The organism is Streptomyces diversicolor (assembly GCF_057537855.1).
On record NZ_BAAJXA010000019.1, the window covers coordinates 170047 to 185655 of the forward strand.

A 15609-nucleotide genomic window follows, 5' to 3' on the forward strand; every position below is an offset into this window, starting at 1 on the left:
GAACGGTCTCCTTCGACAAGGACGGAGAACAATTGCGTTTCCCGCGCTCCCGTACGGTGCCATGAGAGGATTACGCGCGGGACAACCTGACTCGTTGACTCGTTCGACTCTCCGGGGGGAAGAGAAGAGATGCGAGGTTCTGCCCAGCACAAGGGTGCGCGCACGGAACGGGACTACGCGAGCAGCAGGCACCTCGCCCTCAGCACCTCCGGTGCCATCACGATCGCGGTCCTCGTGGCCTTTTTCGGGGTCGCCGTCGTTTATCTGCTGGACAGCCATCTCTCACCGGTCAGGTTCACCGCGGGCATCGTGACCCTGCTGCTCCTCTACGGCCTCCAACTGGCCCATTCCTTCGGGTACCTGTCGCCCCGGCTGACACGCGGGCGGTACTGGACGTTCGGACTCCAGACCCTGCTCACCTATCTGCCCTTCTTCACCTTCGCCCACGCCTGGCTCGCCACACCGGGCACCCTCGCCGGTTCCGCCCTGCTCGTACTGCCGCCCCGCTGGAGGTGGCTGACGTTCGCGGCGATCGTGGGATCGGCCAGCCTGCTGGTGCTGGAGAGCGGAGCGGGCAGTGGCTCGCTCGGCTACGGCACGGTCGCGACCACCCTGACCGGCCTGGTGGTGTTCGGGCTCTCCGAGCTGACCCGCCTCGTCCAGGATGCGCACCACACCTCCGACGAACTCGCCCGGATGGCCGTGGAGGCCGAACGGCTGCGCTTCTCGCGCGATCTGCACGATCTGCTGGGCATGAGCCTGACCACCATCGCCTTCAAGAGCGAACTGGCACGGCGGCTACCGCCCTCCAAACACGCCCGTCTGCACCAGGAACTGACGGAGATCCTGGAAACAACCCAGCGGGCCCTGGTCGACGTCCGGGCCGTCTCCCAGACCTATCGTGCGATGTCACTGGCCGCAGAGGTCGACACCCTCTTCGCCACCCTCAGGAACCTGGGCGTGCACGCCCAGGTCCGGGGCAGCGCCGGGCCGCTGCCGCCCGACATCGAGACCACCCTGGCGACGGTGCTGCGCGAAGGGGTCACCAACATGCTGCGGCACAGCAGGGTCGGCACCTGCGTCGTCCGGCTCCACCGCGAACAGGGCGCCGTCAGAATGACCGTGACCAACGACGGACTCGACGACCTACCGGCCGCAGCGGGCAGCGACGCACGCACGGGAAGCGGCCTCAACAACCTCCGTGACCGCATCGAGGCGGTGGAAGGCCGGCTCACCGCGGAGGTCACTGACGGGGGATGGTTCTCCCTGACGGCGGTCGTCCCGCTCCCGGCGAAGACGGCCGCGCCCAAGCACTGGCCCGTCCGGCACTCAGCCTGATAAGTGACCTGGTCGGCGCACAAGTCGCCGCTGTCAGATCCAGCCGCCCTCGCGGGCGATCCGTACGGCGTCCATCCGGTTGCGGGCGCCCAGCTTGACCACCGCGCTGCTCAGGTAGTTCCGCACCGTTCCCGTGGCGAGGAACAGACGGCCGGCGATGGCCGCGGTGTCATCGCCCGCGGCGGCGAGCCGGAGGACTTCCAGTTCACGCGGGGCCAGCGGCTGCGTCACCTCTTCGAGTGCCGCGACGGCCAGTTGGGGGTCGACGACCCGCTTCCCGGCGGCCACCTCCCTTATGGCCCCCACGAGTTGGGCGGGGTTGGCGTCCTTGCACAGGAATCCGGTGGCACGGGAGGCCAGCGCCCGGCGCAAGGTGCTGGGATTGCCGAGCCCCGTGAGCATGAGGATCCGGCAGTCGGGTACGGCGGTACCGAGCGCGGCGGCGGCGGTGATGCCGTCCATACCGGGAAGACCGATGTCCAGTACGGCCACATCCGGTCGCAGCGCGCGCGCCTTCGGAACGATCTCATCGCCGCGATCCAGTTCGGCGACCACGTCGAAATCGCTTTCCAACGCAAGGAGTTCGGCCAACGCTCGGCGTAACATCACCATGTCCTCGGCGATCAGAATCTTCAGCATGGCTTCTCTCACATCGGCCGTCTCCCAGACACTCGCGCTCCATACTCTCACCCGCTCAGCCGAACCACAGCGTGGAATCGCCCAACGCCCCACCCGCCGACCAGGGCGGTCGCAACGTCTGATGAGACGGAAAGGGAATCAGCGGTGCTCGCCGATGATCAATGACGTTCGATCCGGTCGAGGCGCCAGGCGCTGAATCCGGGATTCCCCCTGCGAACGGAATCGGCCGTCTCCCGGGATACCGGCCCGGGCGCCCTGCCGCAGGGGCAGTGGCCCCTGAGCGGCAGACGAGTCGGGCTGTACGCCGGGTTCTGTTCCCCGGCTCCTTGCGGAGGTCGGGGTGACGGCCATCCATCTAGGGCCGGTGTTGCCACCGGCCTCGTGCGGTCTACCCGCGGACTCGGGCGGGCAGCCCTCGAACGTCCGCGCAGAGCGCTTTTCACGGCGCTCCTCTTGACCTTGCTCCGGGTGGGGTTTACCTAGCTGCCCAGGTCACCCTGGGCACTGGTGGTCTCTTACACCGCCGTTTCACCCTTACCCGGCGCCGAAGCGCCGGGCGGTCTGTTTTCTGTGGCACTGTCCCGCGGGTCACCCCGGGTGGCCGTTAGCCACCACCCTGCCCTGTGGAGCCCGGACGTTCCTCGGGAAGCCCCCTAGGGGGACTCCACGCGGCCGTCCGCCCGGCTCGTCTGCCGTGTCGACCATGTTACCGGGCGTGCGGGGCGCCGCGGACCGGCGGCCGTGGCCAGCACCGAACCGGCCAGGATCAGGGCGAACGCCGCGGCGACACCGGCCGTCAGCGGCTCGTCCAGGAACAGCGCGCCCGCCGCGACGGCGACCGCCGGGTTGACGTAGGTGAACACGGTGGCCCGGGTCGGGCCCGCCTCCTTGATCAGTTCCAGGAAGGCGACGAAGGCCACCGCCGTACAGATCACGCCCAGGCCGGCCAGCGCGGCCAGCACCTGCGCGGAGGGCACCGCCGACGGCCAGGTCGCGGCTGCGGCCGGCGCGTAGACCAGGGCGGCCAGGGCCAGGCAGGGCGCGGTGAGGTGCAGGGACGGTACGTCCTTGAGCCAGCGGGCGGCTATCAGGGGGGCCGTGGCGTAGCCGAGCACCGTCAGCAGCACCTCGCCCAGGGAGCGGGCGTCGCCGCCGGTCAAATGGGGCACGGTGAGGACCGTTACGCCGCCGAGGCCAAGCGTGAGGCCCGCCAGCCGCCGGGCCCCCAGGTGTTCCGTGTCCCCGAAGAACCTGGCCAGGACCACGCCCACGATGGGCACGCCCGCGATCAGCAGGCCGGCGGTGGAGCTGGACAGGTGCCGTTCGGCGTCGGTGAGGGTGAACCAGGGGCCGATGATCTCGATGCACGCGAAGGCCAGCATGGGCCGCCAGTGCGCCCGTACGGTCCCGGTCAGGCCGCCCTGGCGGAGCGCGAACGGAAGCAGGAGGAGCGCGCCGAGGGCGCAGCGCGTGAACACCACCATCGACGGGGACACCGCGTCCACCGCCACCTTGATCATCAGATAGGGGATGCCCCAGACGACTCCCATCAGGGAGAACAGGAACCAGCCGCGTGCAGTCATGCGGTGAGTCTCGGGCCGCTCACCGGCGGGCGTCTTGAACGCTGTTGCGGTACGCCGCCGGAGTCACCCCGAGCACCCGGCGGAACCAGCGCGTGAGGTGCGCCTGGTCGGCGAAGCCGACGAGGGCGGCGACCTCGGCGGGCCGCAGGCCGGCCTCCAGCAGGCCGCGCGCCCGGGTCACCCGGTACTGGGCGAGCCAGGCGTAGGGCGGTATCCCCATGGTCGTACGGAACGCCCGCAGGAGTTGGTAGCGGGACAGGCCGAGGTCGGTCGCGAGGGCGGCGAGGCCGGGCGGGGCGGCCAGTTCGTCGGCGAGCCGGTCGCGGACCGCGCGGGCGATCGCCGAGGCGCCCGGTACGAGGTCGGGGGCCGGGCGTGCCGTGGAGTGCCGGCGGGCCAGCGCGGTGAGCAGCCACGGCAGCCGGGACTCGGCCTCCAGCGGGTCCGGGCAGGCGCTCAGGTCGGTGTGCGCGCGCCGCAGGGCGACGGCGAGTTCGGGGTCGGCGAGGACGGGGTCGCGAAAGTGCGGTACGCGGTCGAGGGTGCCGTCGGCGAGCAGGGCCGGGTCGGCGTACAGGGCGCGGTAGGCGTAGCCGTCGGTGCTGGTGGCGGGGCCGCCGGTGTGCATCTCGCCGGGGGCGAGCACCACGATGGAGCCGGGGCCGGTGCGGATGCGGCCGCCGCGGTAGTCGATGACCTCCGCGCCGCCGACGCACACGCCGATGGTGAACTCCTCGTGCGTGTGCGGGGCGTAGACGTGCCGCTGGAAGCGGGCGGTCAGCAGGTCGAGCGGCGGGCCGCAGTCGCCCAGGCGCGCCCTCGTCCACCGTGCCTGTTCGGCCACCGCCCCCACACCCCTTCGTACTCACCCGCCCGGAACAGTCTGGTGCAACGCCTCCGGGCCCGGTTCCATGCCGCGGGGCCGCGGGGCCGCCGGGTGCCGGGGCACTGGAGCGCGGCCGGGATGCCGCCGAGACACCGGGTGCCGGGCACTGGGGCGCCGCCGGGACACCCGCGTGCCGCCGGGACAGCGGGGTGCCGTCGGGGCAGCGGGGTGTCGTCGCCGGGGCGGGGGGCTGGTGGGTGTACGCCGTACGCTGGCGCGGAGGTCGAGAGAAGGAGTCCTTGCTGTCATGGTGCTTGTCCTGCTGCCGCCGTCCGAAGGCAAGGCCGCGTCCGGCCGTGGCGCCCCGCTGAAGCCGGAGTCGCTGTCCTTGCCGGGGCTGGCCGACGCCCGTGCGGCCGTCCTCGACGGGTTGGTCGACCTGTGCGCGGGGGACGAGCTCAAGGCGCGCGAGGTGCTGGGGCTCAGCGAGGGCCTGCACGGCGAGGTCACCAAGAACGCCGGGCTGCGTACGGCCGGGGCGCGGCCCGCCGGTGAGGTCTACACGGGTGTTCTCTACGACGCCCTCGACCTGGCCTCCCTCGATCCGGCGGCCAAGCGGCGCGCCGCGCGGTCGCTGCTGGTCTTCTCGGGGCTGTGGGGTGCGCTCCGGGTGACGGACCGCATCCCGTCGTACCGCTGCTCGATGGGGGTACGGCTGCCGGGGCTCGGGGCGCTGGGCGCGCACTGGCGCGGGCCGTTGGCGGAGGTGCTGCCCGCGGCGGCCGGTGCCGGGCCGGTGCTCGATCTGCGGTCCGCCGCGTATGCCGCCGCGTGGCAGCCGAAGGGCGAGGTGGCGGAGCGTACGGCGACGGTGCGGGTGCTGTACGCGCCGACCCGGAAGGTCGTCAGCCACTTCAACAAGGCGACGAAGGGGCGGATCGTGCGCAGTCTGCTGTCCTCCGGTGCCGCGCCGAAGGATCCGGGCGAGCTGGTGACGGCGCTGCGGGATCTCGGGTACGTGGTGGAGGCGCAGGCGCCCGCGCGGGCGGGCCGGGCCTGGTCGCTGGACGTGCTGGTCGACGACGTGCACTGACGCCACTCCGGGCGCGCGTTGCACCATACGCAACGGGCTTTGCGCAGGATGCTCGGCGCGGGCAGGATGAGCGGCATGTCCTCATCACCGCTGGATCTCGCGCCCGTCATGCCCGTGGTCGTGCTGGCGGACGCCGCCGACGCCGTACCGCTCGCGAGGGCGCTGGTCGCGGGCGGGCTGCCCGCGATCGAGGTGACGTTGCGGACGCCCGCCGCACCGGCGGCGATCCGGGCGATCGCCGCCGAGGTACCGGACGCGGTGGTCGGCGCCGGTACGGTCCTCGGCCAAGAGCAGGTGACGGAGGCGTGTGCGGCCGGGGCGCGGTTCCTGGTCAGCCCCGGCTGGACGGATGCGCTGCTATCGGCGATGGCCGGGTCAGGGGTGCCGTTCCTGCCGGGGGTGTCGACCACGTCGGAGGTGGTGGCGCTGCTCGAACGCGGGGTGCGGGAGATGAAGTTCTTCCCGGCGCAGGCGGCCGGCGGCACGGCGTATCTGAAGTCGCTGGCCGGTCCGCTGCCGCAGGCCCGGTTCTGCCCGACCGGGGGGATCGGTCCTGCGAACGCCGCGGAGTATCTGTCCCTGCCCAACGTCGGCTGCGTCGGCGGCACTTGGATGGTACCGCCGGACGCGGTGGCGTCCCGCGACTGGGCCCGCATAGAAACCCTGGCCCGCGAGGCAGCGAGCCTCCGCCCCTCCGCGTGACCGCCAAACCGACGTGACCCCCCGGCCGACGGGACGGCCCTCGACGCGGAGGGCAAGGCTCCCGCTCGGTCACGTGACGCCCACCGCGGAGACGGACTCCGGCCGACAGCATGACGCTCAACTCGGCGCGGGGCTCCGGCCGAAGGCAGGGCGCTCGACGCGGCGCGGGGATCCGACCGACGGCAGGGCGCTCGACGCGCCGCGGAAGCCGACTCGGCCGTGCACCGCCTACCGCGGCGCGGGGCTCGGGCCGATCACCCGACCCTCAACTCAGCGCGAGGCTCCCGCACCACCTCGTGACGCCTACCGCGGCGCGGGGTTCCGGCCGACGGCAGGACGCCCCGACGTGGCCCAACGCTCCAGCTCGCAGACGTGACGCCCGCAGCGTGCGCCTCCGGTCGGCGGCATGGCCCTCGACTCAGCGCGGGGTCCCAGCCGGCGGCATGGCCCTCGCCTCGGCGTGGAACTCCGCCCAGCCCGCGCCGCTCAACACACCCCAGCCGTGTGACGCTCAGCGCGGCCCTGCGCTCTGGTTCGGAGATGTGACGCCCGACTCTGCACCGGACCCGCGGCGCGGGAGTGTTACTGGCCCGCGCTGCTCAACAGGGCTCAACACACCCCAGCCTGCGAAGCTCACCGCAGGTGGCTCGTGTCGTTGAACAGGCGGACGCTGGCGTTGCCGTCCGTGTAGTACGCCACCGCCGACAGGGACGCCGCCGAGAGTTCCATGCGGAACAGGGACTCGGGCGGGGCGCCCAGCGCCAGACGTACGAAGGTCTTGATCGGGGTCACGTGGGTGACCAGCAGCACGGTGCGGCGGGCGTACGCGGTGACCAGTTCGTCGCGGGTGACGGCGATCCGCGCCGCGGTCGCCGCGAAGCTCTCGCCGCCGCCGGTCGGGCGGGCCTCGGGGTCGGTCAGCCAGGCGTTCAGGTCGTCCGGGTGGCGCTCGCGGACCTCGCCGAACGTGAGCCCTTCCCAGGCGCCGAAGTCCGTCTCGCGCAGCCCGTCCGCGACGGCCACCTCAAGACCGAGCCGGGCGGCGACGATCGCGGCGGTCTCCCGGGTACGGGCCAGCGGTGACGACACGATCGCCTGGACGGTGCCGCGCCGGGCGAGGGCCGCGGCGACCCGTTGCGCCTGCTCCCGGCCGACGTCCGACAGGGACGGATCGCTGCCGCCGCTCCCGGAGAACCGCTTCTGCGGGGTGAGCGGGGTCTCTCCGTGCCGCAGCAGTACGAAGGTGGCCGGGGCCCCGAGATCCGCGGGCGCCCAACCGGCGCTCGGCGTCGCCACGACCCGCGCCGCCCGCACATCAGCAACCGCCTTGGCTCCACCACCGGCGCCCGGGGGTTCGGCGGCGGGAGCTTCGGGGACCGCGCCCGCCCCGCCGCGCGACGCCGAGAGAACCGACGGCGCGGAAGGAGCCGACGAGCCCTCCCCCGTGTCCCCGACAGTGCCCTGAGGCCCCACCGCATCCCCGGCCCCGCCCATGTCCGAGGACGCCGTTGAGGCCGGCGGGGACCATTGTTTGCCGTGGTGGCCCGCGTCCATCGCCTCGTTGGCCAGGCGGTCGGCGTGTTTGTTGCGTTCCCGGGGGATCCACTCGTAGGTGACGCGGTCGGGCGGCAGAACCCGGGCCGCCTCCGCGGCGAGCGGCTTCAGGTCGGGGTGTTTGATCTTCCAGCGGCCCGACATCTGCTCGACGACCAGCTTGGAGTCCATGCGGACATGGACCGCGGCGCCGGGATCGAGATCACGCGCCGCCCGCAGCCCGGCCAGCAGCCCCCGGTACTCGGCGACGTTGTTGGTGGCGATGCCGATGTACTCGGCGGCCTCCAGCAGCGGCCGGCCGGTCACGGCGTCGAGCAGGACGGCGCCGTAGCCCGCCGGACCCGGATTGCCGCGCGACCCACCGTCCGCCTCGACGATGAACTCCCGCACGTCCAGGCTCCTTACAGACCCGACTCGGCCGTACGCACCAGGATGCGACGGCAGTTCTCGCAGCGTACGACCGTGTCCGGCGCGGCGCCCCGGATCTCGTTCAGCTCGGTGATGGCCAGCTCCTGGCGGCAGCCCTGGCAGGTGCGCTGGTACAGCTTGGCCGCGCCGATGCCGCCCTGCTGCTCGCGCAGCCTGTCGTACAGCTTGAGCAGGTCCGCGGGCACGGCACCGGCGATGACCTCGCGTTCCTTGGTCACCGTCGCCACCTCGCCGTCGATCTCCTCGAACGCGGCGTCCCGGCGGCCGTTCGCGTCGTCGATCTTCGCCTGTACGGAGGCCACCCGCTCGGTCAGCTCGCCCACCCGCTCCTGCGCCGCCTCGCGCCGCTCCATGACCTCAAGGACGACGTCCTCCAGGTCGCCCTGCCGCTTGGCGAGGGAGGCGATCTCCTTCTGAAGGTTCTCCAGGTCCTTCGGGGAGGTGACCGCGCCGGAGTCGAGGCGCTGCTGGTCGCGGGCGGCACGCTGGCGGACCTGGTCCACGTCCTGCTCGGCCTTGGTCTGCTCGCGGGCGCAGTCGCTCTCCTCGGTCTGCGCGGCCACGAGCAGGTCGCGCAGCTGGGTGTGGTCCTTGGTCAGCGAGTCGATCTCGGCGTGCTCGGGCAGCGACTTCCGCCGGTGCGCCAGCTGCTGGAGGCGTACGTCGAGGCCCTGGACGTCGAGGAGTCGGATCTGGTCGGCGGGGGCGGCGTTCAGTTGGGGGCTCCCGGTGCGTGAGAAGAGGGGGCGCGCGTGGCGCCCGGTGGAAGGGCGGTGGCGGACGCCGCGTGGGCGGTCCAGGGGTCGGTGACCGTCTTGGAGACGTGGACGCGCAGGTCCCATCCGTGCCGGTCGGAGATCTCGTCGAGCTGGGCCGCGGCCAGCTCGCACCAGGGCCACTCGGTGGCCCAGTGCGCCGCGTCGAGCAGGGCGAGCGGGGTCTGCGCGACGGCCTCGGAGGCCGGGTGGTGGCGCAGGTCCGCGGTGAGGAAGGCGTCCACTCCGGCCGCCCTGACCTGGTCGAACAGGCTGTCGCCCGAGCCGCCGCTGACCGCGACCGTGCGGACGGCCGCCTCGGGGTCGCCGGCCACCCGGATGCCCTGCGCGGTGGCGGGCAGCCGCTCGGCGGCGCGGGCGGCGAGTTCGCGCACGGTGAGGGGGTGGTCGAGTTCGCAGACCCGGCCGAGGCCGCGGCGGCCCGCCGGGTCGGTGGGGTCCGGCACGAGGGGGCGTACGACGCGCAGGTCCAGCGCCCCGGCGAGCGCGTCGGAGACGCCCGGGTCGGCGGTGTCGGCGTTGGTGTGGGCGACGTGCAGGGCGATGTCGTTCTTGATCAGCGTGTGTACGACCCGGCCCTTGAAGGTGCCGGCCGAGACCGTCGTCGTACCGCGCAGATACAGCGGGTGGTGGGTGACGAGCAGGTCGGCGCCGAGCCCCACCGCCTCCGCCACGACGTCCCGCACCGGGTCGACCGCGAACAGCACCCGGCGGACGTCCTGGTCCGGGTCGCCCACGACCGTGCCGACCGCGTCCCAGGACTCGGCCCGCTCGGCGGGCCACAGGTTCTCCAGCGCGGCGATGACTTCAGACAGACGGGGCACGGGAGAAAGGCTACCCGCCTGTTCCGCGGGGACGTACCGGCCGCGGACGCGGGGCGCCCGCGCAGCACATGGATCCCTGTTTCCTCAGGAGAATCGTTACGCGGCCACCCCTTTGTGTGAAGAGGCTGCTCGTCGGTGTCACGGCTGTGCGTGCGAAAACTACGTTCGTCGCCGGAGGTGAGCGAACGATGACGGCGTGTGCGATCGAACCCTCGGCGGCCGGCGCGGACGACGGTGTGCCGGAGACGGGCTGCACCATCACGGCGGACGGCGCCTACGCCGCCCGGCTCGCGCTGGACTGCGGCTCCCGCTACCCGGAGCGCTGGACGCTGGACGGCCCCGAGCCGTACGCCGTGCCGCTGCCCGGCAACCAGCCCGAGGAGCCCGGCACCGAGGTGCAGCCGATGGGCGACGGGCGGGTGCTGATCCATCGGCTGGTGGCGGGGCGGCATGTGTTCTCGCTGCTGTACCCGACCGGTCCTGGCACCGGGGAGCTGCCGCTGGGCGCGGTGGAGTCCGCGGACGCGGCCACCCGGCTGCGGCTGCTGCCTCCGGCCCCGGGCGGGGCGTACGCGTACGCCCTCGCGGTCGGCCGGCGCTCCACGACGGTGTGGCTGGTGGCGGGCGGCGCCTTCGGGCCCGAGCGGCTTGCCGAGGTGCCGGGGCGCTGCACGGGCGGGGTCTGGCTGGACGGCACGGGGCGGCTGCTGGCCCTGGACCGGGAGGCCGGCGGGCGCACCAAGGCGGTCGTGGTGGATCTGGAGCGGGGCGGCGAGGTGTCGCCGCTGCTGCAGATCGCGGCCGACAGCGACGACCGGCTGCTGCTCGCCGACCCGGACAGCGGGCTGCTGCTCATCGCCTCGGACGCGCCCTCGCCGGGGCGGGAGCGGCTGGGCTGGGGCGTGCTGGGCAGCACGCTGCCGGTGCGGTTCCCGGACAGCCTGCGGATGCCGGACTGCGTGGTGACGCCGTTCGCGATCCAGCCGGGGCAGGCGCTGACGCCGGAGCGTTGTGCGGTGGCGCTGCGCGTGGACGGGCCGCTGGGCCGCTGGATCGCGGTGTGGCGGCCGGCGGAGCGGCGGCTGTCCCATCTCCCGGCGCCGGCCGGGTGGTTGACGGGCGCGGGACGGTGGACCGAGGACGGCGTACTACTCCTCCCGTACGCCACCCCACAGACCCCCTGCGGCCTGGCCCACCTGACACCCCCCACACCCCCACCACCCACCCGAACCCCCACCACTTCCCGGGCCACCACGGCCACCCCACCACCGCCGCCCCCCACCTGGCCGATCAGCAACGCCCCGGCGGCACCCGGCGACTCGATGACACCCGACGAACGGGCCACGACACCCGGCCGCTTTGCAGCACGCGGCTGGGGGGCACCCGGCGACGCGAGGACGCTCGGTGACACCGGGACGCCCGAGGGTGCGAGGGCGCACGGCGGTTTCGCGGGGGCCGGGGAGTTGGTGGTGCGTGATGAGGCGGTGTTGCGTGGCTGGGGGGTGTCCGGTGAGTGGGCGGTGGACTGGGGGGTGTACGGGGGCCTGGACGGGGCACATGGTTCGGCGGCGGCCGGGGGGTCCGCGGCCGTCGCGGAGGCGGTGGAATCGGAGCCTCCGCGACCGGTTGCGCTGCGTCCCGTACCGCTGCAACAGGCTCCCCTGGGACGCCTTGTAACGAAGTAGTGCCGGTTGGCGTGCCCGCCTGGATCAGGGCGGAGGTCCGCCGGTTAGACTCGCCCGGCTGTACGAAAGATGATGTTGACGGGGTGAATTCTTCCGATGAGCGACACCAGCACGACGCAGCCGCTGTCTGCCGGCTCTCAGGAGACAGACGGACACGGCAAGCACCGGGGGCCGGTCTCGGCCCAGGACGGCGAGACGGCCCCGAGCGGTCGTCACCGCAAGCCGGAGCCGACGGAGTCGGCGGCCTGACGGTACCCGCGGCGGGAGGGGACCGACGGTCACCCGACCCCCGGCCCCCTCCCCCGCGCACACCCTCCACACCAACGCCACCGCGCGAGCCTGAGCCCGCACCCATGACTCGCCCGCGGGCGGCCCCGCCGAACGGCCCGCGCGCCAAGCCACACGCACGAACACCAGCGGGACAAAACCCCCACCCGAAGCGGCCACCCCGACGAAACCGACGGTCACCCCCTCCGCGTGCCCACGCGCGGGCGCCCAAGACGGACATCGGACGCCCCCGGGCCGCGCTGCGCACGACGGCACGCAGGCCGGGTGGCGCGCGACGGCAGCACGCCACCGCGACGCATCCCGACGCCGGGCCGACCAGCAGACGTACCCCGAGCCGGCGCCCACCGCCGTCGCCGGGGCCTGACCGCCCCCATGACAGGCGCGGGAGCGGCCCCCGTCAGACCCACCAGCGGCGTCACCACGAACATCATCACTGTCAGTCGTGTTTGAGGGTGAGTACTTCTGTGGCCGCGAAGGTCTCGCTCGGGGGGCGGGACGCGTAGTGCGGGGTGAGGAGTGCGTCCAGCTCCGCGTAGCTGAAGGTGTCCTGCTTGCTGTCGAACTTCGCCTGGACCCGCGGTCGTTCGACGATCGCGACCATGCCGCCGTGCACCACGAACAGCTGCCCGTTGACCCGCGCGGCGGCGGGCGCGGCCAGATAGCCGACCAGCGGAGCGACATGCTCGGGTGCCAGCGGGTCAAGTCCCTCGTCGGGGGCGGCGATGCCGGCGAAGACGTCCTCGGTCATCCGGGTCCTGGCGCGCGGACAGATCACGTTGGCGGTCACGCCGTACTTGGCGAGAGCCAGCGCCGTGGAGGTGGTCAGGCCGACGATTCCGCCCTTGGCGGCGGCGTAGTTGGGCTGGCCCGCCGAGCCGGCCAGGAACGCCTCCGAGGAGGTGTTCACGATCCGCCCGTAGACCGGCCCCCCGGACGCCTTGGACCGCTCCCGCCAGTGCGCGGCGGCGAAGTGGATGGTGTTGAAGTGCCCCTTGAGATGGACCCGGATCACCGAGTCCCACTCGTCCTCGGACATGGAAAAGACCATGCGGTCGCGCAGGATGCCGGCGTTGTTGACCAGGATGTCCAGGCTCCCGAACGCGTCGACCGCGAGCGCGACCAGTTCCCGGGCGCGGGCGAAGTCGGCGACGTCCCCGTCGTGGGCGACGGCCCGGCCCCCGGCCGCGCGGATCTCCGCGGCGACCTGTTCGGCGGGCGCGGCGGCGCCGTCCCCCGAGCCTCCCCCAAGCCCTCGGCTTCGCTCGGGCAGGGGGGAGCCCCATCCGGCGGGCTGCCCGTAGTCGTTGACGACGACGGCCGCGCCGAGCCGGGCGAGTTCCAGCGCCTCGGCCCGGCCCAGTCCGCGTCCGGCGCCGGTGACGATGGCGGACCGGCCTTCGAGTGGCAGTGACATACGGCTGCGGCTCCCCGTCAGATCTCGATGCAGGTGCGCAGGGCGGTCCCCGTACGCATCTGGTCCAGCGCCTCGTTGATCCCGGCCAGCGGCACCCGGTGGGTGATCAGGCCCTCCAGGTCGACGCGGCCGGCCCGCCACAGGGCGATGGTGCGCTGGTAGGAGCGCAGCACGTCGCCGCCGCCGTACATGGACGGCAGGATCCGCTTCTCGTCGAAGAACAGCTCGAACATGTTGAGCTTGAGGAAGTCGTCCATGGCGCCCGCGCCGACCACGACGAGCGTGCCGCCGCGCCGGGTGTTCTCGTAGGCGGTGCGTGCGGTGGCCGAGCGGCCGACGACCTCGAAGACGTAGTCGAAGCCCTCGCCGCCGGTGACCTGCTGCTTGGCGTCGGCCAGCGCCTCGGGCGGTACGGCCCGGGTGGCGCCGAAGCGCAGCGCGGACTCGCGGCGCGCGGCGACCGGGTCGACGGCGACGATCTCCGCGGCGCCCTTGAGGCGGGCGCCCTGGACGGCCGAGATGCCGACGCCTCCGCAGCCGATCACGGCGACCGACGAACCGGCCTCTACGTCCGCGGTGTTGAGGGCGGCGCCGAGGCCGGTGGTCACACCGCAGCCGATGAGCGCGGCGATGTCGAAGGGCACGTCGTCCGGGATCGGTACGGCGCAGCCCGCGTCGACGACGACCTCCTCGGCGAAGGTGCCGGTGCCCGCGAAGCCGAAGAGGTCCGCGCCGGAGCGCTTGAAATTGGGGGTGCCCGCGTTCATGAATCCGGCCAGGCACAGCTCGGTCTGGCCGCGCCCGCAGGCGGGACAGGCGCCGCAGGCGGGCAGCCAGCAGACCACCACCCGGTCGCCGGGCTTCAGGGCGGTGACGTGCTCGCCCACCTCCAGCACCTCGCCCGCGCCCTCGTGGCCGGGCACGAACGGCGCCGGCTGCGGCAGCACCCCGCTCATGGCGGACAGGTCGGAGTGGCACAGCCCCGTGGCGCGCACCCGAATCCTCACCTTGCCGGGGCCGAACCCCGTCGCCTCGATGTCGTCGAGGACCTCCAGCTTGTCCTGGCCGATCTCGTGCAGTACGGCTGCGCGCATGGTGCGGCTCCCCTCAACAGCGGTTTGACTCAGGCGTGTTCGACGATCGTGTCGGTGAGGACGGGTGCCTCGTCCTCATCCCGTACGGCGCTCACGGCGACCCGGACCGCGCCCGGCCGCCGCCACATGCGGATGCGCAGCGTCTCGCCGGGGTACACCACGCCGGCGAAACGTGTGGTGTAGGCGCGGACCCTGGTCACGTCGGCGTCGAGCAACGTGTCGACCACGGCCTTGAGCGTCATGCCGTAGGTGCACAGGCCGTGCAGGATGGGCCGGTCGAACCCGGCCGACTTGGCGAAATCGGGGTCGGCGTGCAGCGGATTCCAGTCGCCGGAGAGCCGGTAGAGCAGGGCCTGGTCCTCGCGGGTGGGGCGCTCGACGGTCAGGTCGGGAGCGCCGGTGGGCGGTTCCAGGGTGCCGGAGGGGCCGCGGTCGCCGCCCCAGCCGCCCTCGCCGCGTACGAAGATCTGTGCATCGCTGGTCCACAACGGGCCGTCGGCGTCGGTGACTTCGGTACGCAGGACGAGGATGGCGGCCTTGACCTTGTCGTATACGGCGGCGATCCGGCCGGTGGCGGTGGCGGTGCCCTCGGCCGGGATGGGGCGGTGCAGGGTGAGGGACTGGCCGCCGTGCAGGACGCGGGCGAGGTCGACCTCGATGCCGGGCATGGACAGGCCGCTGATCACGCCGGGCGAGCCGCTGCCCGCGACGGTGGCGAAGGCGGGCAGGACGTGCAGCCGGGACTCCAGGGTGTAGCGCAGTTCGTCGGGGTCGGTCGCGGGCCGGCCGGCGCCGATGCCGAGGTGGTAGAGCTGGACGTCCTTGTGGTCCCAGGCGATCTCCCGGGAGCGGGGTTCGGCGGCGAGTGCCTTGGCTGCGTCGATGGGCATACGGCTCCTGACACGGGCGGCGGCCGGCCGGGGGCGGCCGGGCGGGTGGGGCACCGCGGCGCTCCGCGGTGCCAAGACCCCGGCGCGGCCGTCCGCACCGTCGGCCGCGCCGAGGTCGTCACGGGCCGACCTAGAACGCGTTCCAGTCCGGCGCCCCTTGTATAGCCGAGCCCACGATACTTGTGAACCCTCCTGACACCCCGTCAGCGGGGCGCTCCGCGGGTAGGGCCGTGTCACGCCGTCACCCCGCTGCGGCGCCGTCGTGGCTCGTCGCGCAGTTCCCCGCGTGGCGCTCCGCGGGAACGGCCGTGTCACGCCGTCGACCGGCTGCGGCGCCGTCGTGGCTGGTCGCGCAGTTCCCCGCGCCCCTTCCGGGGCCCGGCCCCAGCACCCCGTCGACCGGCTGCCGCGCCGTCGTGCCTCCTCGCGCAGTTCCCCGCGCCCCTTCCGGGGCCCGGCCCCAGCACGCCCTAG

General features: G+C 73.2%; 13 protein-coding genes, 1 other RNA gene and 1 pseudogene. 5 read left to right on the forward strand and 10 right to left on the reverse strand.

The features are described from left to right. Positions 1–129: 129 nt before the first annotated feature. Positions 130–1338 (forward strand): sensor histidine kinase, encoded by a 1209-nt coding sequence (locus AC27LF_RS23520; RefSeq protein ID WP_479658022.1) that lies wholly within the window; start codon positions 130–132, stop codon positions 1336–1338. Positions 1339–1371: 33 nt separating this feature from the next. Here the strand turns inward: AC27LF_RS23520 and AC27LF_RS23525 are convergent, their stop codons facing one another. The 4 genes and pseudogenes from AC27LF_RS23525 to AC27LF_RS23540 form a co-directional block, all read right to left on the reverse strand. Next, positions 1372–1977 carry a response regulator gene (locus AC27LF_RS23525; RefSeq protein ID WP_479658021.1) on the reverse strand — a complete coding sequence of 202 codons (606 nt, stop codon included), beginning with the start codon at positions 1975–1977 and terminating at the stop codon, positions 1372–1374. 284 nt (positions 1978–2261) lie between these two features. Then, an RNA gene (gene rnpB, locus AC27LF_RS23530) (RNase P RNA component class A) lies at positions 2262–2665 on the reverse strand. A 115-nt stretch (positions 2666–2780) separates the two neighbouring features. Continuing rightward, positions 2781–3560, reverse strand: a pseudogene (locus tag AC27LF_RS23535) (DMT family transporter); the annotation flags it as partial. 19 nt (positions 3561–3579) lie between these two features. After that, on the reverse strand, positions 3580–4404 hold the full coding sequence (locus AC27LF_RS23540) for an AraC family transcriptional regulator (protein ID WP_479658020.1): 825 nt from the start codon (positions 4402–4404) through the stop codon (positions 3580–3582). A 292-nt stretch (positions 4405–4696) separates the two neighbouring features. Here AC27LF_RS23540 and yaaA point away from each other — a divergent pair, with 292 nt between their 5' ends. Both yaaA and eda read left to right on the forward strand, forming a co-directional pair. Beyond that, positions 4697–5479 carry a peroxide stress protein YaaA gene (gene yaaA / locus AC27LF_RS23545; protein ID WP_479658160.1) on the forward strand — a complete coding sequence of 261 codons (783 nt, stop codon included), beginning with the start codon at positions 4697–4699 and terminating at the stop codon, positions 5477–5479. A gap of 75 nt (positions 5480–5554) precedes the next feature. Beyond that, a complete protein-coding gene (eda, locus tag AC27LF_RS23550; RefSeq protein ID WP_479658019.1) occupies positions 5555–6181 on the forward strand; it encodes a bifunctional 4-hydroxy-2-oxoglutarate aldolase/2-dehydro-3-deoxy-phosphogluconate aldolase in 627 nt (208 codons plus the stop codon). Positions 6182–6814: 633 nt separating this feature from the next. Here the strand turns inward: eda and AC27LF_RS23555 are convergent. Genes AC27LF_RS23555 through AC27LF_RS23565 form a run of 3 tightly spaced genes read right to left on the reverse strand, consistent with a single transcriptional unit; the run spans position 6815 to position 9764 of the window. Further along, on the reverse strand, positions 6815–8125 hold the full coding sequence (locus AC27LF_RS23555) for a bifunctional RNase H/acid phosphatase (protein WP_479658018.1): 1311 nt from the start codon (positions 8123–8125) through the stop codon (positions 6815–6817). Between the two features lie 11 nt (positions 8126–8136). Next, the gene (locus AC27LF_RS23560) at positions 8137–8880 is read right to left on the reverse strand and encodes a zinc ribbon domain-containing protein (protein ID WP_479658159.1); all 744 of its coding nucleotides are present in this window, start codon (positions 8878–8880) and stop codon (positions 8137–8139) included. Then, the gene (locus AC27LF_RS23565) at positions 8877–9764 is read right to left on the reverse strand and encodes a Nif3-like dinuclear metal center hexameric protein (protein WP_479658017.1); all 888 of its coding nucleotides are present in this window, start codon (positions 9762–9764) and stop codon (positions 8877–8879) included. Before AC27LF_RS23565 ends, AC27LF_RS23560 begins: the two co-directional genes overlap by 4 nt. Positions 9765–9952: 188 nt before the next feature. On the opposite strand from AC27LF_RS23565, the gene AC27LF_RS23570 reads away from it, so the two are divergent. Both AC27LF_RS23570 and AC27LF_RS23575 read left to right on the forward strand, forming a co-directional pair. After that, entirely contained in the window at positions 9953–11449 is a 1497-nt protein-coding gene (locus AC27LF_RS23570; RefSeq protein ID WP_479658016.1) for a hypothetical protein, read from the forward strand. Between the two features lie 96 nt (positions 11450–11545). Further along, complete coding sequence (locus AC27LF_RS23575; protein WP_404036828.1) at positions 11546–11698, forward strand: hypothetical protein; 153 nt, start codon at positions 11546–11548, stop codon at positions 11696–11698. Between the two features lie 475 nt (positions 11699–12173). On the opposite strand, the gene AC27LF_RS23580 is transcribed toward AC27LF_RS23575, so the two are convergent. Genes AC27LF_RS23580 through AC27LF_RS23590 form a run of 3 tightly spaced genes read right to left on the reverse strand, consistent with a single transcriptional unit; the run spans position 12174 to position 15135 of the window. Next, the gene (locus tag AC27LF_RS23580) at positions 12174–13151 is read right to left on the reverse strand and encodes a 3-oxoacyl-ACP reductase (RefSeq protein ID WP_479658015.1); all 978 of its coding nucleotides are present in this window, start codon (positions 13149–13151) and stop codon (positions 12174–12176) included. Between the two features lie 17 nt (positions 13152–13168). Beyond that, complete coding sequence (locus AC27LF_RS23585; protein ID WP_479658014.1) at positions 13169–14245, reverse strand: Zn-dependent alcohol dehydrogenase; 1077 nt, start codon at positions 14243–14245, stop codon at positions 13169–13171. Between the two features lie 29 nt (positions 14246–14274). Continuing rightward, a complete protein-coding gene (locus AC27LF_RS23590) occupies positions 14275–15135 on the reverse strand; it encodes a MaoC/PaaZ C-terminal domain-containing protein (protein ID WP_479658013.1) in 861 nt (286 codons plus the stop codon). Positions 15136–15609 lie beyond the last annotated feature (474 nt).

What these genes read in the sequence shown, in the direction of transcription:
- AC27LF_RS23570 (WP_479658016.1), top strand. Translation starts at nt 9,953, where the DNA reads ATGACGGCGTGTGCGATCGAACCCTCGGCGGCCGGCGCGGACGACGGT.
- AC27LF_RS23575 (WP_404036828.1), top strand. Translation starts at nt 11,546, where the DNA reads ATGAGCGACACCAGCACGACGCAGCCGCTGTCTGCCGGCTCTCAGGAG.
- AC27LF_RS23585 (WP_479658014.1), bottom strand. Translation starts at nt 14,245, where the DNA reads ATGCGCGCAGCCGTACTGCACGAGATCGGCCAGGACAAGCTGGAGGTC.
- AC27LF_RS23590 (WP_479658013.1), bottom strand. Translation starts at nt 15,135, where the DNA reads ATGCCCATCGACGCAGCCAAGGCACTCGCCGCCGAACCCCGCTCCCGG.
- AC27LF_RS23525 (WP_479658021.1), bottom strand. Translation starts at nt 1,977, where the DNA reads ATGCTGAAGATTCTGATCGCCGAGGACATGGTGATGTTACGCCGAGCG.
- eda (WP_479658019.1), top strand. Translation starts at nt 5,555, where the DNA reads ATGTCCTCATCACCGCTGGATCTCGCGCCCGTCATGCCCGTGGTCGTG.
- AC27LF_RS23580 (WP_479658015.1), bottom strand. Translation starts at nt 13,151, where the DNA reads ATGTCACTGCCACTCGAAGGCCGGTCCGCCATCGTCACCGGCGCCGGA.
- AC27LF_RS23520 (WP_479658022.1), top strand. Translation starts at nt 130, where the DNA reads ATGCGAGGTTCTGCCCAGCACAAGGGTGCGCGCACGGAACGGGACTAC.